This is a genomic window from Mycolicibacterium gadium (genome assembly GCF_010728925.1).
In the GTDB taxonomy this organism is placed as follows: Bacteria; Actinomycetota; Actinomycetes; order Mycobacteriales; family Mycobacteriaceae; genus Mycobacterium; species Mycobacterium gadium.
This window is the reverse complement of the sequence record NZ_AP022608.1, coordinates 18210-36914: the sequence shown is the minus strand read 5'-3', so window position 1 is coordinate 36914 and position 18705 is coordinate 18210. Positions and strand designations below refer to the sequence as shown.

General features: G+C 65.9%; 16 protein-coding genes and 4 pseudogenes. 9 read left to right on the top strand and 11 right to left on the bottom strand.

What is annotated here, in order from left to right:
• Positions 1–45: 45 nt before the first annotated feature.
• Entirely contained in the window at positions 46–1050 is a 1005-nt protein-coding gene (locus G6N36_RS00185) for a LacI family DNA-binding transcriptional regulator (RefSeq protein ID WP_163683940.1), read from the bottom strand.
• Positions 1051–1121: 71 nt separating this feature from the next.
• Between G6N36_RS00185 and G6N36_RS00180 the strand changes: the two genes are divergently transcribed.
• Genes G6N36_RS00180 through G6N36_RS00165 form a run of 4 tightly spaced genes read left to right on the top strand, consistent with a single transcriptional unit; the run spans position 1122 to position 5126 of the window.
• Entirely contained in the window at positions 1122–2285 is a 1164-nt protein-coding gene (locus G6N36_RS00180) for a phytanoyl-CoA dioxygenase family protein (protein WP_163683938.1), read from the top strand.
• Entirely contained in the window at positions 2282–3289 is a 1008-nt protein-coding gene (locus G6N36_RS00175; RefSeq protein ID WP_163683936.1) for a Gfo/Idh/MocA family protein, read from the top strand. Before G6N36_RS00180 ends, G6N36_RS00175 begins: the two co-directional genes overlap by 4 nt.
• On the top strand, positions 3286–4167 hold the full coding sequence (locus tag G6N36_RS00170; protein WP_163683934.1) for a sugar phosphate isomerase/epimerase family protein: 882 nt from the start codon (positions 3286–3288) through the stop codon (positions 4165–4167). Before G6N36_RS00175 ends, G6N36_RS00170 begins: the two co-directional genes overlap by 4 nt.
• Entirely contained in the window at positions 4164–5126 is a 963-nt protein-coding gene (locus G6N36_RS00165) for a Gfo/Idh/MocA family protein (protein WP_163683932.1), read from the top strand. Before G6N36_RS00170 ends, G6N36_RS00165 begins: the two co-directional genes overlap by 4 nt.
• Here the strand turns inward: G6N36_RS00165 and G6N36_RS00160 are convergent.
• The gene (locus tag G6N36_RS00160; RefSeq protein WP_372512248.1) at positions 5123–6313 is read right to left on the bottom strand and encodes a LuxR C-terminal-related transcriptional regulator; all 1191 of its coding nucleotides are present in this window, start codon (positions 6311–6313) and stop codon (positions 5123–5125) included. The two genes, G6N36_RS00165 and G6N36_RS00160, sit on opposite strands and share 4 nt — an antisense overlap.
• A gap of 125 nt (positions 6314–6438) precedes the next feature.
• On the opposite strand from G6N36_RS00160, the gene G6N36_RS00155 reads away from it, so the two are divergent.
• The 5 genes from G6N36_RS00155 to G6N36_RS00135 all read left to right on the top strand — a co-directional run bounded on the left by G6N36_RS00155 (position 6439) and on the right by G6N36_RS00135 (position 9744).
• On the top strand, positions 6439–7674 hold the full coding sequence (locus G6N36_RS00155) for a cytochrome P450 (RefSeq protein ID WP_163683930.1): 1236 nt from the start codon (positions 6439–6441) through the stop codon (positions 7672–7674).
• The gene (locus G6N36_RS00150) at positions 7671–8078 is read left to right on the top strand and encodes a nuclear transport factor 2 family protein (RefSeq protein WP_179964683.1); all 408 of its coding nucleotides are present in this window, start codon (positions 7671–7673) and stop codon (positions 8076–8078) included. Before G6N36_RS00155 ends, G6N36_RS00150 begins: the two co-directional genes overlap by 4 nt.
• Positions 8075–8275, top strand: coding sequence for a ferredoxin (locus G6N36_RS00145; RefSeq protein WP_163683928.1), 201 nt, complete (start codon positions 8075–8077; stop codon positions 8273–8275). The genes G6N36_RS00150 and G6N36_RS00145 overlap by 4 nt, the downstream gene beginning before the upstream one ends.
• 98 nt (positions 8276–8373) lie before the next feature.
• Positions 8374–9237: an alpha/beta fold hydrolase gene (locus tag G6N36_RS00140; protein ID WP_163683926.1), complete on the top strand. Its 864-nt coding sequence runs from the start codon at positions 8374–8376 to the stop codon at positions 9235–9237.
• A gap of 48 nt (positions 9238–9285) precedes the next feature.
• The gene (locus tag G6N36_RS00135; RefSeq protein WP_163683924.1) at positions 9286–9744 is read left to right on the top strand and encodes a TspO/MBR family protein; all 459 of its coding nucleotides are present in this window, start codon (positions 9286–9288) and stop codon (positions 9742–9744) included.
• A gap of 66 nt (positions 9745–9810) precedes the next feature.
• Here G6N36_RS00135 and G6N36_RS00130 read toward each other — a convergent pair.
• The 9 genes and pseudogenes from G6N36_RS00130 to G6N36_RS00095 form a co-directional block, all read right to left on the bottom strand.
• Positions 9811–10221 (bottom strand): annotated as a pseudogene (locus G6N36_RS00130) (MCE family protein); the annotation flags it as partial.
• A 109-nt stretch (positions 10222–10330) separates the two neighbouring features.
• Positions 10331–11071 carry an IS21-like element helper ATPase IstB gene (gene istB, locus G6N36_RS00125; RefSeq protein ID WP_372512369.1) on the bottom strand — a complete coding sequence of 247 codons (741 nt, stop codon included), beginning with the start codon at positions 11069–11071 and terminating at the stop codon, positions 10331–10333.
• 71 nt (positions 11072–11142) lie between these two features.
• A pseudogene (gene istA / locus G6N36_RS00120) lies at positions 11143–12658 on the bottom strand (IS21 family transposase).
• A gap of 187 nt (positions 12659–12845) precedes the next feature.
• Positions 12846–13859, bottom strand: a pseudogene (locus tag G6N36_RS00115) (MCE family protein); the annotation flags it as partial.
• Position 13860: 1 nt separating this feature from the next.
• On the bottom strand, positions 13861–14976 hold the full coding sequence (locus G6N36_RS00110; RefSeq protein WP_163690266.1) for a virulence factor Mce family protein: 1116 nt from the start codon (positions 14974–14976) through the stop codon (positions 13861–13863).
• 38 nt (positions 14977–15014) lie between these two features.
• Positions 15015–16326, bottom strand: a pseudogene (locus G6N36_RS00105) (virulence factor Mce family protein).
• A gap of 11 nt (positions 16327–16337) precedes the next feature.
• On the bottom strand, positions 16338–17648 hold the full coding sequence (locus G6N36_RS00100; RefSeq protein WP_163683923.1) for an MCE family protein: 1311 nt from the start codon (positions 17646–17648) through the stop codon (positions 16338–16340).
• The gene (locus tag G6N36_RS29680) at positions 17645–17842 is read right to left on the bottom strand and encodes a hypothetical protein (RefSeq protein WP_235689918.1); all 198 of its coding nucleotides are present in this window, start codon (positions 17840–17842) and stop codon (positions 17645–17647) included. Before G6N36_RS29680 ends, G6N36_RS00100 begins: the two co-directional genes overlap by 4 nt.
• Positions 17835–18665, bottom strand: a complete 831-nt coding sequence (locus G6N36_RS00095; protein WP_235689917.1) for an MCE family protein — start codon at positions 18663–18665, stop codon at positions 17835–17837. The genes G6N36_RS29680 and G6N36_RS00095 overlap by 8 nt, the downstream gene beginning before the upstream one ends.
• Positions 18666–18705: the final 40 nt, after the last annotated feature.

Below are 18705 nucleotides of genomic sequence, written 5' to 3'. Positions count from 1 at the left end.
AAATTGCTACCGATCAGTAGCCCGGTGCTAGCACCCGCGCGACCCCTAGGGCGGCAAGTTGTAGGGCGTGATGACCTGGATCGGCACCGGCCGCGCCGGCTCGACCGGCAACGCGCCTTGCTGTTGGAGTATGAGCCGCATCGCCAGGCGCGCGTCGGCGCGAAGATCGTTGTGCAGGACGACCGAAATGCGCCCGTCACGCAGGAGCGCTCTGTTGTCGACGTCCAAATCATGGGCGACGAAAACCCTGCACACCCGCCCTAATCGTTCGAAGGCCGCGATCGTCGCGGTGTTGCCACCCCCGACCGAATAGACGGCTCCGACCTCTGGATGGCGCTCGAGCGCCTGGAGAACCAACCGCTCGTTCGTCGAATCCAGCCCGTCGCTTTCGCTGACTTCCACGATCGTGCGGCCGGTACCGCGCATCGCCGAGCGGAAGCCGACCTCGCGCTCACCCTCGCCGCGGAACACCGCGCGGCTCAGCGTGATGAGGATGTCCGACGGCGCCGACCCCAGCCACTCCCGCATCAGATAGGCGGCCGTGACTCCGGCACCGTGGTTGTCGATGCCCACGTATGCACAGCGCGCGCTCGCTGGGATGTCGGTCGTGTACGTCACCACCGGCACACCGCCTTCGACCAGGCGGTCGACGGCCTCGGCCACCGCGGGGTCGTCCTGGGCCTTGAGCACGACGCCGTGGCTGCCCTTGATGCGGCCGAGCGCCTCCACCATCTGGTCCGTCGACCCGGACTCCCACAGATGGAAGCGGGCGCGCAGCGCGGCGGGCGCGAACGCGGGCAGCTCGGCCTCGATGGCTGAGCGAAACGCATCGGAGAACCGCTCCGGCGTCTGCATCACGACGTCGATGAGGTAGCGGCGGCCGTTGAGGCGCAACTGGGCTCGCTGCTTGTCGAGATCCGCGATCGCCTGTTCGACTTCGGCCCTGGTATTCGCGCGGACGCCGGGCCGTTGGTTGAGGACCCGATCGACAGTCGCCTCGCTCAGCCCCGACTGCTGGGCGATCTCGCGGATCTTGTACCGGTGGGGCATCGATCTTCCTGAGGTGTTTTTGATGGATTTCTGGCGTTGATTGCGGCGAGTATCACAGCAAGACTAACTGCATGGCCGCACCAGTGAGGACGACAGACCCGCCGTGGATCGGCGAGTCCGAATGCCGGATCGACGACTTCCGGACACAGGTGCTCCGCGACACCGACCCCGCCGACTACCCGAACGCCACCGGTGTGCGGGGCAACGTGCTGGTGTACTCGGCGGCTGCGGTGGCCGACGGCGACCGGCGCGAGCTGCAGGCGGAGTTGATCCGCGCACTCACCGACGGGCCGGGAGTCGTGCTGTTCGAAAGCGCCTTCTCCCCCGACCTCGTCGACCGCGCGAACGAGGGCTTCTTCGCGATCATCGCCGCGCAGCGCGAGGCGGGCACGGCCGCGGGCGACCACTTCGGCAGGCCCGGTGCCAACGACCGAATCTGGAATGCCGCCCAGAAGCTCGCGCTGCACGCGCCGGATGTGTTTGCCGAGTACTACGCGAACGACACCCTCGCCATCGTCTGCCAGGCCTGGCTGGGTCCCCGCTACCAGGTCACCTCTCAGGTGAACGTCGTCAATCCCGCTGGCAACGCCCAGGTTCCGCACCGCGACTTTCACCTCGGCTTCGTCCCCGACGAGCACCTTGCGCAATATCCCGCGCATCTGCACCGGACCTCACCGGTACTCACGCTGCAGGGCGCCGTCGCCCACTGCGATATGCCGGTGGAAAGCGGCCCCACGATGCTGCTGCCCCATTCGCAGCGGTTCGCGGGAGGCTACATCGCCTTCAATCGGCCCGACTTCGTGCAGTTCTTCGCCGACCATCACGTGCAGTTGCCACTGAACAAGGGTGATGCGGTGTTCTTCAACCCGGCGCTGTATCACGGTGCGGGAGCTAATGTTTCGAGTGATATCCGCCGGATCGCGAACCTGCTTCAGGTGTCCTCGCCGTTCGGCCGGGCGATGGAGGCGCTGGACCGCACGGCGATGGTCCGCGCGATCTACCCCGCACTGCTCGCGATGAAGGCTGCTGGACGCCCGCGGCGCGACCTGCACAACGCGGTGGTCGCCACCGCGGAGGGCTACGCGTTCCCCACCAGCCTCGACAGCGATCAACCCATCGGCCGCCTCGCCCCACCGAGTCAGGTCGACTCGGTACTGGCTGCGCTGGAGTCGAACCTCAGCGCCGACGAACTCGACGTCGTACTGCGCGCCCAACAAGAACGGAGAATGCCATGACCACGCTCGGCGTCATCGGACTGGGCCGCATCGGCGCGTTCCACACCGAAACCCTCTCGGGCCTCGACAGCATCGACGGGTTGGTAGTCACCGACGAGCGGGCCGACGTCACCGCGGCCGTCGCCGCCAAACACGGTGCGAAAGCCGTTGATTCGGTCGATACCCTGTTGGCGTCCGGAGTGGACGGGGTCGTCGTGTCCGCCGCAACACCCGCACATGCCGAGCTGACGCTGGCCGCAGTCGAGCGCGGCCTGCCCACATTCTGCGAGAAGCCGATCGCCTCGACGGCGGCCGAGAGCGCGCGGGTTGCCGACGTGATCGCGCGGTCGGGTGTTGCGGTCCAGGTCGGTTATCAGCGACGGTTCGACGCCGCCTTCGCCGCGGCCAAGCGCTCGGTCGACGACGGCTCGCTGGGCGCCCTGCACACCGTGCGCAGCACGACGATGGACCCGGCTCCCCCGCCGATGGAGTACATCGCCGGTTCGGGCGGCATCTTCCGCGACTGCGCCGTGCACGATTTCGACGTGATCCGCTGGATCACCGGCCAGCAGGCCGTCGAGGTGTACGCCACCGGCAGCGTCCAAGGAGACCCGAAGTTCGCCGAGTTCGGCGATGTGGACACCGCCGCCGTGGTCGTCACCTTCGAAAGCGGCACGCTCGGGGTGGTGTCGGCGGCGCGCTACAACGCACACGGCTACGACTGCCGTCTCGAAGTGCATGGCTTTCAGGACACGGTGGTTGCCGGCTGGGATCAGGGAGTTCCGGTGCGAAATGTCGACCCCGGCAACAGCTTTCCTGAGGGACCGGCGCACCACTTCTTCATGGACCGCTTCACCGAGGCGTTCCGTGCGGAGCTCAGCGCGTTCGTGGATGTGGTCAACGGAAGCGCCGCCCCGGCATGCACGGTGGCCGACGCGGTCGAGGTCGCGTGGCTGGCCGAAGCGGCGACCGAGTCGCTGCAGCGCCGCGTGCCGGTGAGCATCAAGGAAGTGAGATCACGATGAAATCTCTGAAGATCGCCGGTGCACCGATTTCGTGGGGGGTATGCGAGGTACCCGGGTGGGGTCACCAGCTCGGCGCCGAGCGGGTGCTCACCGAGATGCGCGATGTCGGCCTGTCCGCCACCGAGTTGGGTCCCGAGGGCTTCCTGCCATCGGACCCCGAGGAATTGACCGCCCTGCTCGCGTCGAACGGTCTCAGCTGTGTCGGCATGTTCGTGCCCGTGCTGCTGCATGACCCCGGCTACGACCCGCTCGCCGATATCGCGGGCCCGCTAGACGCGCTGATCGCATGCGACGCCGACGTTCTCGTGCTCGCCGCGGCGACGGGTGCCGACGGTTATGACTCCAGGCCGACGCTCGACGACAGCCAATGGGCCACGCTGCTGGCCAATCTCGACCGGCTCGCCGCTGCGGCCGCCGACCGCGGTGCACTCGCCGTCCTGCATCCACACGTCGGGACCATGGTCGAGACGCGCGGCGACGTCGACCGGGTGCTGCGGGGTTCGACCATCAAGCTGTGTCTGGACACCGGCCATCTGCTGATCGGCGGGACGGATCCACTTGCCCTGACTCTGCAGGTACCCGGCAGGATCGCGCACGCGCATCTCAAGGACGTCGACGCGGCGCTCGCCGCTCGCGTTCAGGCCGGGGAACTCACCTACACCGAGGCGGTGCGCGCCGGCATGTACACCCCGCTCGGCGCGGGCGACATCGATATCGCGGGCATCGTGACTGCACTGGGCGCCAACGGATTCGACGGCTGGTTCGTCATGGAACAGGACACGATCCTCGACGGTGAACCCACCGACGAGGGACCCGTACGCGACGTGCGGACCAGCGTGGCTTTCATGCACGAGGTCAGTGGCCGCGTGAGGGTATGAGCCTGCGCATCGGCGTGCTCGGGGCCTCCCGCATCGCCGAACCTGCGATCGTCGGGCCAGCACACGAGCTGGGGCACCGACTGGTCGCGGTGGCCGCACGCGATCCGCAGCGCGCGCAGGTTTTTGCCGACAAGTACGGCGTTGAGCGAGTCGTGCCGTCTTACCAGGACGTGATCAACGACCCCGAGGTCGACGTCGTCTACAACCCGTTGGCGAACGCGCTGCATGCGCCGTGGAATCTCGCGGCGGTTGCGGCAGGCAAGCCGGTGCTCACCGAAAAGCCGTTTGCCCGCAACCGGATTGAGGCAGAGCAAGTCGCCGCGGCCGCCGAGAATGCAGGTGTCCCTGTGGTGGAGGCCTTCCATTACCTGTACCACCCCGTGACGCGGCGAGCTCTGGAGTTCGCCGGTGATGGCGCCCTCGGTGACATCACACATGTCGAGGTGCGCATGGCGATGCCCGAGCCTGCCGTCGGGGATCCGAGGTGGTCGCTCGAGTTGGCCGGCGGCGCGTTGATGGATCTCGGCTGCTACGGGCTACACGTCATGCGTCAGTTGGGTCGTCCGTCGATTGTGCGGGCAAGCGCGAAGGAGCACAGTGCGGGAATCGACGCACGGTGTGACATCGAGCTCGCCTTCCCCAGCGGCGCAACGGGCTTGAGTATCAATTCGATGGTGGGCGAGAGTTACTCGTTCACGATCCAGATCTTCGGCGCTGAAGGAGATGTCTTGGTGCACAACTTCATCAAACCTCAGGACGACGATCGGGTCACCATTCGGACGCCTGTGGGCACCACGGTCGAACAGCTGGGCACCCGCACGTCCTACACCTATCAATTGGAGGCGTTCGCCGCGCACGTCCTGCGCGGCGCACCACTGCCGGTGGACAACACCGACGCGGTGGAGAACATGGCTTACGTCGACGCCGCGTACCGAGCCGCCGGAATGGACCCCCGCTAACCGCCGAGGGCCGGCACACTCGCCAGCCGCACGTACGCCGAGGCTGCCTCCGCGCGGTTGGTGGCGTGCAGCTTGCGCAGCACTCGTTTGACGTGGGACTTCACCGTGCCGGCGGAGATCACGAGTTCGTCGGCGATCTGCTGATTGGTGCGGCCGGCCGCCATCAGACGAAGCACCTCGATTTCGCGTCGGGTCAGGATCGCCATCACCCGCGTCTGCACCTCGGCGAGTGACTGCGCCGCCGGGCTGCGTTCGACCGGCTCGATCTTGGCGAGGTCCAAATCGGCGTCCTGCAGCGCACGGGCCGCCTCGTCCGCCGACGCCAACGCGCGCCTGACCTCTGCGCGCTGACGGCGCATGCGCTCGAGGAGGACGGTGCGTTCGTACGCATAGCCGAAGCCTTCCGCGAACGCCCACACCGTGTCTCGATCGATCTCGTCGACGAGGCGTCCCGAGTAGAGCCGGTCGGCGTGCAGGAACCCGATCACCTTGCCGGTCGGCATCACCGGTGCAGCCACATAAGAATGAGTCAGCGAGAAGTCGACGATCGGCCGGTTGACGCGTGGATCGTTGCGGGCATCACGCACAATCGCCGGGGCGCGGCGGCGGATCATCTGCGTTTCGAGCAGCATGTGGTTCAGCGGGGGCGCCACCGACTGGGCGAAAGTGACCATCTTCTCGGCCCCTTCGCTGTCGTCGCCGAAATAGGCTGCCTCCATCACCATCCGGCCCTCGTGGACACGGAAGAGCACGGCGCGATCGAAGCCACACGATTCGACCAGCTCGCGTGGCGCACGGTCGACGATCGTCGCGACGTCGTCCACGACGCGCAGCTTGCTCAGTGCCTCCTGCACAGCCAACAGCGCGAAGGTACGCCGTCGCGCCCCGTCCTCGATCAATTCACGCTCGAGTGAGGCCAGGTCGAGCACCGCTTCGAGCGCATTGATTGCGTCCTCGTCACCGAGCCCCTCCAGCGCGTTGCGTACGAGGGTCGCCTTGGCATCGACCGCCTCTGCCACCACCGCGATGGGATCCTCGGCCGGGTCGATCTCGCAGCCCTGAAATGCCTCTCGGTAACGGCGCGCAGCCTCGGTGTCCTTGGCGGGGCGCGACGCCCAGCCCGGGTGATCACCGTCGATCAGCGTTCCGAGCGCGGGCGTATCGGGTTTCTCGCTGACAACACTCACAATGGAGACTGTCCTCCGATCGGCGCCCGGGAGGGGTGGGAACCGGCAATTCACCTCATAAGGGGGCAGGAGTCCTCCCCATCGGGGGATCGATTTGCTCCGATGGCTGGCAGAGGCTAATTGCCATGTCATCCACGACCGTTTCGGCCCTCGAACTGCTGACCACCCCCCAGGGCATCGCCAATCCGTATCCGCTGTATGACCAGCTCCGCGCGCTGTCACCCGTGCCCGGCTACCGCGACTGGCCGCCGGGAACCATCCCCGGCGCCGACGAACCCGTCACAGCGTGGGCGCTGTTCCGCTACGACCAGATCTTCGAGGCGGCCAGGGACAGCGCGACGTTCTCGTCGCGGGATCCCCTGCAGGAGGCGTCGTCGGCGCCGAGTCTCATGCTCGTCAACACCGACCCGCCCAAGCACGAAGTCGAACGGAAACTGGTCAGCCAGGCGTTCTCACCGCGGCGGGTCAAACGACTGGAGGGCTGGCTGAACGAACTGGTGCCACGCCTGCTCGTCGAGCTCGGCGACGGCGACGTCGAGGTGATGGAGTTCGCCGCCGAGATTCCCACCCGCGCGATGGTGCGGCTGTTGGGTTTGCCCGACGGCGACCACGTCCGATTCAAGAAGTGGGCCAACGCGTTCATGCTCTCGTCGTCGCTCACACCCGAGGAGCGCATCGCGAGCAATGAGGAGATGGTGACTGCATTCGCCACGCGGCTTGCCGAGCACACGGCGCGGTTGGCGGAGCGCACGCCCACCGACGACGTCGAGGACGCCGAGGACCTCATCTCCGCGCTGCTGCGTGCCGCCGTCGATGGGCAGCGCCTCACCCCCGAGGAGATCGTTCGATTCTGTGTGACGCTGGTAGTCGCAGGTAGTGAGACCACGACCTTCCTGATCGGCAATCTGCTGCATGCGATGGCGCGCCAGCCCGACATCACCGCGCGCATGCGCGACGATCGCACACTGGTGAACGTCTTCGTCGAAGAGGCGATGCGCATAGACGGACCGCCTCAACGCCTGTTTCGCATCGCCACCCGCGATGTCGAGGTCGGCGGCAAGCTGATCCGCAAAGGCGACTGGGTCGCATTGTTTTTCGGGTCCGCCAATCGAGACCCAGAGGTCTTTCCATACCCCAACAAATTCGACATGGACCGGCCCAACATCCGCCAGCAGCTGTCGATGGGACACGGTCTGCACTTCTGCCTTGGCGCGTCACTTGCCCGCCTGGAAGTCGTCGCGGTGGTGAACGCGGTGCTCGATCGGTATCAGACGATCACGCTTACCGACGACCCCGGCACCAAGCAGACCGCCAGCCTGCTGACCCACGCCTATGTCCGCCTCCCCCTTCACTTGTCATGACCCCCAACGAGTCAACCAATATCGCGACGACGAAAACCATCTACGCCGCGGTGCCCGCGGGTGATCTCCAAACGGCTCTGGATCTACTGGATCCCGAGGTGCGCATCACCTACTACGGAACCGACGGGATTCCCTACGCGGGTGACTACCGCGGCTTCGACGAGGCCGTGACGTTCTTCACCAGGGTTGGGGAGTCGATCGCCATCACCGAGATGGAGGCCTGGAAGTTCATCGCCCAGGGCGACGAGCTGGCGACGTGGGGCCGCCAGAAATTTCGGCGCCTGGACACGGGTTACGAATGGGAGTCGGAGTTCGCGCACATCATCACGCTGCGCGCCGGTCGCTGGCTCTACTTCCGCGACTTCATGAACTCGGCCCTCACCCTGCAGGCGTTCGCCCGATGAGAATCGCGGGCGACCGCGAGATCTGCATGGCCGCAGGGGTTTGCGTGATGACAGCCGACAAGACCTTCGATCAGGACGAGGACGGCATCGTGGTGCTAGCCTCCGATCATGTGTCCGCCGGCGAGGAGAACGTCGTTCGCAACGCCGTCAGGATGTGCCCGTCGGGCGCACTCCGCATCGTGACGGACATCGTCTAGCCCGGTGACACTCGACGCGCGCCCGCGGCCATGAGCGAAGCTGCATTGGTTTGCGCAAGGTATGGCTTGTGAGGCCGTAGGCCGCCATTATGGGCACGGTGGTGCTGACGAGGCAGATCGTGGTCACCAGTGGAGGGGCTGTCGAAGTCGGATATACGCCCGCAGAGAAGCCGCCGGTGCTGCTGTTCCCGGGCGGGCACACGACCGCGGTGACCCCGATCGGGGAAGACATTTACACCCGACTCGGACATGGAGTGTTGTGCTTTTCGCGGCCCGGGTACGGTCGCACCGACGTCGGCCCACTGACCGCCGCCGAGTTCACGACGCTTGTCGTTGAAACCTGCCGGCTTTTGGGAGTTCAGAAGGCAGCCGCGGCCGTTGGCATCTCCTTCGGCGGCTTGCAGGCCATCCACACCGCCGTCTCCTCACCTGAGCTGGCTCCAAAGCTGATCCTGCACAGTTGCGCACCCTCGGCGCTGCCTTTTCCGGACGCCTGGTTCGAACGCGTCGCCGCGCCGCTGGTCTTCGGTCCCGCGGCGCAGAAGGCCACGTGGGCCGCTATCCGCCGGCTCGTGGCACGCGATGCCGGGCTGAAGCTCATGATGAAGTCGCTGACACGGCTACCGGATGATCAGTGGTGGCCGCGAATGTCCGAGGCCGACCTGCGCGCCGCGCGAGCGATGTTCAATGCGATGGACTCCGGCCGTGGATTCCTCAACGACCTCCGCCAGGCGCACAACCGGCTGTGCACTTATCGTTCTCACATCCAGACCTTGGTAACGCCTCCGACCCTCGTCACCGCTTCTCGCAACGACGGCGGCGTGGCGTTCCGGCATGCGGAGAACTTCGTCGAAACGATCCCGCACGCCCACCTTTACGAGACCACAGCGCCGACGCACCTCTATTGGATCGGCGACACCAAGGTCGACATCACCAACGCGGTACAAGCTTTCCTGGCCTGACTCCGACGAAGTGGACCGTTGGGTCGATCGGGTCGTTAAAGTCTCCTTGTGAGCCGGGCAGGATTGGCCAAGGCTGTGCTTCCTGTGGTCGCGGCAGCCGTTATCGGCAACGCATTCGTCGGCGGAAAATCAATGCATCGGTTCTTGGCGCTGCGCCGACCGCCGATGCAACTGCCGATGCCCGGCTTTTTCATCGTCGGTCTCGCCTACTACGCCTTGATGGGCGTCGTCGTCCATCGCAGTGTGGTTCAACGTGACCGCCGGTCGTATCGGCTTGCGATGGCAGTGCTCGGTTGCAATGAGTTGTGGAACGTTTTACTCTTCGGCCGACGGAGCCCGCGCGACGCGTTCCTGGGGATCATTGCGTTCTTGATCCCACTGAGTCTGCTTCAGGCATCGGTCTCCAGCGATCGTCCATCGAGCTGTGCGCTCGCACCGTACACGGTTTGGGTGGTCGTCTACGACCTTCCGTGGACGTATCAACTGTGGCGCCTCAACGCCACATGACGCTCAGGTGAACCGCGGTTCGTCATCGTTCACACGGCCGGATTCCCGGGCCCCCAGAACGATTGGTCAATTCGCCGGTGGCAGCAGCATCGTCTGCCAGGTCTTGTTCTCGGGCGCGCCCTCGGCGAGATCCGATTGCGTGTACCGGCGGCCGTCTGGCCCGATATAGCTGCCGGTCGCGGGATCGTATTCGGCCGCAGCGAACGGTGGCGGCGCAGCCGGCGGCGGTGGAGGCGCAGCTTCCGGCGGCAAATGTGGAATGGGCTGACCGGACACCGTCGCGTTGGGATCCCCTTTCCAGTTGAATCCGTCGTTGAGCGGTACGAAGGCTTCGTCGCTTTCACACAACTTGACCGTCGGCGCGCGTTTCCCCGGCACGGTTTCACACGGAATGTTGCGTGCACCGCGCACATTGAACGGCGAATCCTGCGGAATCCGGCAATAGAGGTCACCGGGCGGCCGCTGCGGATAATCCTCGAGCGCGGTGTCAACGGTCATGTAGTTCTCCCCACTGACGGTCAGGAGATCTCCTCGCTGGTGGCCATGAAAACTCCTCACGGACGGACACGGGATCTCCCCGGTTTGTTCAGCTGGGCAGTGGCGCCACCCCCTTGCCGGTGGTGGCTTGAGCGAGCCGGAACGATTGACCTTCGGTGACGCAGACGTGGGCGTGGTGCAGCAGCCGGTCGACGGTGGCGGTGGCCAGGGTCTTGGGCATCAGTTCGTCGAATCCGGCGGGATGCAGGTTCGATGAGACTGCCAGCGAACGCGTTTCGTAGCAGGCATCGACGAGGCGGTAGAACCCTTCGGCGGCGTCCTCGCCGACGGGCAGCATGCCGATGTCGTCGACGATGATCAGATCGACGCGGGTGATGCGGCGCATGGCTTTGGTGATCGAGTCGTCGGCGCGGTGACGGCGCACCAGGGCGCCGAGTTCGTCGATGGAAAACCAGGCCACGGTGCGGCCGGTGTCGATGGCCAACTGCCCCAACGCTTCGCAGAAGTGGCTCTTGCCGGTCCCGCTGGGCCCGCACACGCACAGGTTCTCACGCCGGTCGACCCACTCCATGCCACGTAGGGCTTGTTGGGTGGGTGCGGGAATGGAGCAGCGGTTCTCGTCCCAGACGGCGAAGGTCTTGCCCGCCGGGAAGTTCGCGCGTGCGCGTCGTATCCGCAGGGTGGCTTCGTCGCGGCCGGTGATCTCCTCGGCCAGCAGCACGCGCAGCACCTCGGCGGGATCCCAGCGTTGGGCACGGGCGGTCGGGACCACATCGAGGGCGGCTTTGCGCAGATAGGGCATCCGCAGCCGGCGGGTCAACGCGATCACCTCCTCGAGGGTCTGGGCCGAGGGCCCGGCGACGCCAGATCCGACCGACACCGCCGGCTTGTTGGTCGCGGTCACTTGTCACCGTCCGGGCTCACCGCACCGAACCCGGCCCAGCCGGCGGTACCCGGTTGCAGGCTGTGGGTGTCGCTGACGCGGATCGGCGCGGCGGCCGGCCCGTGCTGCTGATGGGTCAAGATCGCGGCCAGGTCGGCATCGGCGAAGCGGCCGGCCAGCGCCGCGGTACCCAACGCCTGATCGACGGCGGCCGCGCCGTGCAGTTTGGCGAACGCCACCGCTTCGGCCATCTTGGAACGCACCCGCGACGCGCCGGCCGCAGCGGCCTCGACCAGCCACGCGGCCGCGCCGTCGCCGATGGCCAGAAACGCCGCCTCGGCCGGGTTGGCCGCCCGTGGGGTGCGGTCCCCGGGCAGCGCGCGGCGCCCGGATGATCACTGGGGTAATGCTCGTCGCGGATCTGCGGTCGCCCGCGCTGCCCACGGGCGTGGCGGGCGATCTCGACCGGCCGCCGTCGGCGATGACGGTGACCACCAACTCCTCGCCACACCAGCGCACCCAGACCCGCTCATCAATATGGTGGTGCGGCACCGAATAACGCACCCCCTCAACGCTGATCGTGGAGTCCCACCCCACCCGACGGGTCAGCCCAAACGCCAGGGCCACCGGCTGGGCGGGCAGCACATGCAGCCGCGGGAGTTCCTCGACCAACAGCTCGGCAGGCACCCGACCGGTGGCACGATGCGGGCGGGCATTGACCTGCTCGCAGAAGTCCCGGCACGCCTGCTGGAGTTCAGCGAAAGTGGCGTAGGCGTCCAGCAGATTAGCCTCGGTGGGCACCAGATCGGCCTTGGCGATGCGCACCGTGGCCTCCGAACCACCCTTGGTTTGTGGATCAGCCGGCACACAGGTGCGGATCGTCATCCCGTAATGACGGCCTGCGGCGACCACATCGGGATGCCGAATCGGCACCCGCGCAACATGTTCGACGGTCACTGTTTTCTCGTTGTCGGTCAACGCATACGTCGGTGCCCCGCCGATCACCCGCAGCGTGGTGTCCAGACAGCCCAGCAAGCTCGGCAGGGTGCGATCCCAGGTGGGCAGCACCACCCGAAACCGCGACCAGGCCAGCCACGCGCAAAACAACAATGTCTGCCGGCCCGCGACGGTGGGTCCTTGGCCCCAGTCGAACTGCAGCCACAACCCCGGCTCGGCCACCCACGGCCGAAACACCCGGCGATGACCCGACCGCCAGCTCTTCTTGACCGCCGCGACCGCGCGTCGGGTGGTGCGCTCCGAGCCGTCGAAGCCCATCGCGACCAGCTTGTCGTGGGCGACGTCGGCGCGGATCAACCCGTTGGAGCGGTCCACCCACTCCTCGACCTTGTCCAGGAATGGATCAATGGCCATCTCTCGCCGCGGCCGCTCATCCGGGCTGAGCCCGGCGTCGCGCAACGCCACGTAGTGGGCCACCGTCTTGTGATCACAACCGGCCAGCGCGGCCGCGGCGCGGTACCCACCGGTCAAGTCGAACGCCTCCAAAATCTCCATGATCTCCTCACTGCTTTTCACTTACTGGCCTTCCGCCCTCGACACACTTGGTCGACAAACAGCCAGCCCGACACCGCCGCCGATCACCGGCAACGACACGACCGCAACGGGGAAATCGCTGGGCCGTCAGTGGGGAGATCTCGTGACCGCCAGCGGGGAGATCAGCTGGCCGCCAATGGGGATTTTTACGCGTCCGCTGTCACGCGGCAACGCGCTGCTGCTGGGCGGGCAAGAAGCCGGTGGTGCAGGGTGGCGGCAGGTTGAGGTTCAGGTTGAAGCTCAGATATTGGCCTTTGTAGTCCTGTTTGGTGTTGAGGTTGGCGAGGATGCCCGCCTGGTTCGCCGCAACGGCTTGGGGAAACACCACGAGGAGTTGTTCGATGTCGGATTGAGCGCGGCCCGACAGGACTAGGTTGGCCAGCAGGATGGGCAAGGTGGGCTGCAGCCGCTCGACCAGTTGCCGTACCTGCGCGGCCGCCGGGCCACCCTTGACGATGACGCCGGCAACGGCCTCGTCGTGGGTCTTCAATTCGGCGGTCACCGTGGCCACATGGGACGCCCACGCCTGGATCGCATCGGACGTGTTGGTCTGCGAATCCAACACCGGATCGGCCTTGTCGATCAGCGTGGTCAGCGGATCGAGATTCTTGCGCGCGTCGATCGCCAGCGTGGATGCACCTTCGATCACACGCGACAGTTCTGGACCGAGCCCTCCGACTGCCGTATAGGCCTCGTCGATCACGGTCTTGAGGTCGTCGCGGGGTATGGCCTGCAGACCGGTGTTCGCCGCGGCGAGCAGAGCGTTGACGTCCGGCGGCACCGACGAGTCAGCGAGGGCGATCACGTCACCGTTCTTCAGCGGCGCCGAGGTGCTGTTCCGGGGCAACAGCAAGACATAGGATTCGCCGATCGCGGATTGACTGTGCACCTCGGCTTTGAGGTCTGAGGGGATGTCGATGCCGGATTGCAGCGACAGCACCGCCTCCACGCCGGTATCGGTCAGACGCACCGATTCCACCCGGCCGACCTTCGTGCCGCGGTAGGTCACGTTGCCCGATTCATAGAGCCCACCGGATCTCGGCAGTTCCATCGTCACCGTGTACCGGCCGACGCCGAACATGGCGGGCAGGTTGATGAAGTGCAGGGCCATCACCACCACCGTCGCAAGGGCAACGATCGTGAAGATGGCCAGCTGGATTCTCACCCGTCGGGTCAAATGCATGTTAGCGGCCCTGATTCCACCGATAAGGAATCGTCAACGGATTCCCGGGACCGTTCGGGCCACCAGACAAGCAGGGGCTGGGGAACTGACCGATGGTGCGGCCCCACTGCAACTCGAGCCAGGTCAGATCGCACTCCCATCGAGTGCCGGTGAAGATCCCTTGGTCGATACGGCTGAGCGTGAGGTCGACGATGGCGGTCAGATTGGCATAGTCACCGCGTTGAAAGTTTTCGAAGGTCTCGTTCGGAAACGGGAAGGTGGCAAGCAAGCTCAGGGATCGCGTCAGGCTGGGCCCGGCGTTGGCCAGCGACTCCAACACCGGGCCGACTTGCCTCAACTCCTTCACCAGGTTTTCCTTCGTCTGATTCACCGTGTCCACGGTCAGAGCGCTGAACTTGCCGAGCTGATCGGCCGCCTGCACCAGGTTGTCTCGTTCTGAGTTGAGCACCGCCAACGCGTCGGGGACGGTGGCCAACGCCCGGTCCAGAACCGGCTGCTGTGCACTGAATTTCCCGACCAGGCGGTTGAGGCTCTCGGTGGCCGCGATGATGTCGCCGGTCTGGTCGTTGAGGTGGCCGGTGAATTCCCTCAGCTGCGTGATCAAGCTCCGCACGTCCTGCTCGCGGCCGCGAAACGCGGTGGAAAACGCCTCGGTGATGTCCTGAACCTGGCCCAGCCCACCACCATTGAGCAACATCGACAGCGCGGCCAACGTCTGTTCGGTACTCGGGTAGGCGCCGCCGTCCGGCAGCGGGATGACCGATCCGTCGCGCAGCCGTCCTCGCGGCGCTTCGCCGGGCGGCGGTGCAAGCTCGATGTGCAAGGAACCCAGCAGACTTGTGGTGCCGATCTTGGCAGTCGCGTTTGCGGGCAGGTCGACGTCGCCGTTCAGGCGCATGGTCAGCAGCGCGTGCCAGCCCTGGCGCTCGATTTTGGTGACATGGCCGACCGTGACGTCTGCGACACGCACACGCGAGTTCGGCTCAATGTTGTTGACGTCAGGCATTTGTGCCTGAATCACGAAAGAACCGGCGCCGGCGCCCTGGGTGCCGGGCAGGGACAGTGAGTTCAGCCCGCGCCAACCGCAGCCGGGCATCGCGGCCACGATCAGGACCATCGTCACGTTCGCCGCGACATGTTGCCAGCGTCGCCGAGTCACGGGCCACCTCCTGGAGGCACCATCAGGCCCCTTAGACCGTGGGTGGGGTCCGTGGCGAGCGGCGCGGTCATTGCTGGGTCGGGCGCCGACGCTTCGGCGGCCAAGGGGACGCCCGGCGGCGGATCGACGGCCGGCGGCACGTAGTCGGGCCGCAGCCAGGGCTCGCTGTAGGTCACTTCGTTGGGCCGGGTCTGCGCGCCGACGAACAGGTTCTCTCCCAACGGCGGGAAGTTGTATTGACGGTTCTTCACGATGGGCGCCAAATACTGCGCACACAGCTTCGCCGATTGCTCACCACCGCGGCGGGATGCGGACTGAATTGCACCGCACAGGAACGAGATCGGGTTCGCGAAGTTGTTGATGGCCGGGCGCCGGTCAACGAACCGTTGGCCGGCTCGTAGATGTTGTTGTAGTTCTGCAACACCGTCGGGGCGATGTGCAGCGTTTGTTTGATGTCGTCGAGGCTCTCAACCAGCACGCGCGTGATCGAGGTCATCTTGTCCGATGCCGTACCGATCGCCTCCGTGTTGTCGGCGGCGAAGTCCTGCACGTCGGCCACGACCGCGTTGAGATCCTCGACCGCCTGACCGACTTTGTTCGGATCGTCGGCCAGCAGTGACGTCACCTCCGCGAGGTTGCGGTTGAGCGATTCGAGCAGATCGGCGCTGTCGCTCAGCGCAGATACCAGCGTCGAGAGGTTCTTGAACGTGGCGAAGATGTCGTTGCTGTGGTCACCAAGGATCGAAACCGCTTGCGACAGTTTGATGATGGTGTCGCGGATCGTGGGGCCTGGCCGCGCAGGTTGTCGGCGGCCGTGTTGATGAGTGCGCCCAACGTACTCACACCGTCGGGCCCGGTGGGCTTGAGCAGGTCGGTCAGCCTCTCGAGTTGCGCGCGTAGGTCGTCCCATTCGACGGGCACCGCAGTGCGGTCCTCGGGAATCACCGCGCCGTCGGCCATCGTCGGTCCACCGGTGTACGGCGGCGTGAGCTGGATGGTGCGGCCGGTCACCAGCTGCGGTGACAGGATCACGGCCTTGGCATCGGCAGGAACCTTGTACCTGCCGTCGAACCAGAATGTGACCTTGGCCCGCTCGGGTTGCGGCTCGATCGACTCGATCTTGCCGACGGAAACGCCGCGAACGAGCACGTGGTCGCCGGCGAACACCCCTGTGCTGTTCTCGAAGTAGGCGACCACCACCGTCCGGGCGATCTGCGCGGGCATGCGTGCCGCGACGATCAGGCCCGCACCCATCACCAGCACAAGCACCACCGCCAAGACGAGCCTCGCGGTACGTGGTGACCTCATGGCAGCCGGAATCATGGCCCTCCCGGTTGTTGGAGGGCGGCCTCGCCCGGCGCCGGCACGTAGACCGGCGCTGGAGTCGGCTCGGGTACCGAGGCCATCGCGGGCGGCGGCAGCGCGGGGGGTCCGGGTGGCGGGCCGCCGGGCGGTGGTGGCGGGGGCGGTTCGCGGTAGGGGTAGCGCGGGTCCCCGGGATTGCCGGTGATCGCGTCGGGGAGATGCAATCTCGGTTCCCCACCCTGACCGGTCCGCGGGAAGGGCACCGGCAACGCGGGCGTCCCCGGTTGGCCGGTCTGCGGGTCCGTCAGCTGTGAGGGCAGTAGCGTCGCCGGATCCAACCCCAGATCCGAGAACGCCGCGTCGACGAACGGTTGCACGAACTGACCCGGAAAGAGGTTGACCACATAGGCTTTGAAGAACGGGCCGGAGGAAAGCGATTCACCGAGAGACATGACGTAGGTGTTGATCAGTTTGATGGACTGCGCCACACGCTCCTTGCGGTCATCGACGATCGCCAACACTCCGTTGAGCTTTTCCAACGCCGGCCGCAGCTGCTGACGGTTCTCGGCGATGAACGCGTGCAGCTGTCGCGACACCGCCGAGATGTTCGCCCAGATCTGGTCCAATGCCGCGCTTTGCGTCTTCAGCGCCGCCAGTAGTGCATTGGTGTCTTTCACCAGACTCACGATGTTGTCGGTGCGTTTGGCCAGCACCCCCGTCACTTGGGCCGCGTTGTCCAGCAGCCTGCGCAGTTCGGCATCGCGTGTGTCGAGCACTTGTGCGAACCGCGCCACGCCCGCCACCGCATCCTTCAGATCCGCCGGTGTGCCCGAAAAGGTCTGGGCCAAGGTGGCCAGCGATTTCGAGAGCTGGTCGGTGTTCACGCCGCTGATCGTGGTGGCCAGGTCACCGAGGGCATCGGGCAGCTGGTAGGGCGAAACCGTACGGTCGAGCGGAATGGCGCCGTCGAGCTGACCGCTCCCGCGCGGTGTCACATCGACGATCTTGGCGCCCAACAGGCTCTTGGTCTTGATCGCGGCCTCGGTGCGGTCTCCCAGCCGCACATCGGTGTCGATCTTGAACGTGACGAGCACGCCCGTTTCGTCGAGTTCGATGCCCGAGACGTTGCCCACCACGAACCCGGAAACCTCCACGCCTGCACCGGTGTTCAGCCCGCCGGCGTCGGCGAAGTACGCCGAGTACTCCCTACCCGAGTTGAGGAAGGGCAGGTTTTGGTACTGCAACGCGGCCAGCACCATCACGGCAACGGTCGCGACGCCGACGGTGCCGATGACCAAGGGGCTGCGTTCGGAGAATGACTTCATTTGGGCGCGCACCGCCCCGTGCTCTGGCCGGCCACCTTGACGTACACCGGCTGGCCCCCTTTGCCGTTGAGCTTGAGCACGACATCGCACAGGTAGAAACTGAAGTAGTCGCCGTACATCCCCTGCCGCACGAGGGCCTGGTATCTGTCCGGCAGCGTGTTGAGCAGATTGTCGAGATATTCATGGTCAGCCACGGCGATGCCCGCCACCCGATCGGTCTGCGCGACCACCTCTTTGAACGGCGCCCGGGCTTGGGTCAACAGGTCGGCGAGCGAACCGGTGGCGGCGTTTGTGTAGGCCACCGCGTTGGAGATGTCGGTCCTGCGTTCGGCCAGCCCGCCGATCAGCTCCGAGTGATGTCACGGCTTTGTCCAGCCGCTCGCTCTGCCCGCCAACGACCCCAGCACCACGTTGAGGTTGTCGATGACCTGCCCGATCAGCAGAGCGGTCGGCCAACGTGTTGGTGACCACCGCGGCCTGCTGCAGGAAAGACCCGATCGCGGGGCCCTGACCCTCAAACGCCTCGATCAACTGCTGAGTCAGGTCGTTGACCTGCTGCGGGTCCAGCGCCCGAAACAGCGGCTTGAAGCCACCGATCACCGAGTCCAGATCCAGCGCGGGTTGCGTGTGAGTCAGTGGGATGGTCTGTCCGGGACTCAGCGTCTTGAGTCCGCCGGTGCCTTCCTCCAGGGCCAGATACCGGTCGCCGAACAGATTGTCATATCGGATCACCGCCCTGCTGCCCTGCGTGAGCACGACGGACTTGTCGGTGAAAAACTGCACGCGCACAGTTGCATCCGGGTTGATGGAGATGTTTTCCACCTTGCCGACCTCGACGCCCGCGATCCGCACTATCGTGCCGTTCCTCAGGTTGGACACGTTGCTGAACTCGGCGTAGTAGCTGTTGCCCGCGCCGAAGCGAAACTGTCCGAAGATCGTCAGCGTCAGGAATGCGACGAACGCGCAGACAGCCAGGAAAACGCCCAGGCGCCAGATGGTGCCCCTGAAGTCAGCCACGGAGGCTCTCCTCCTTGTGCGGATCGTCGGCGGTGACGAT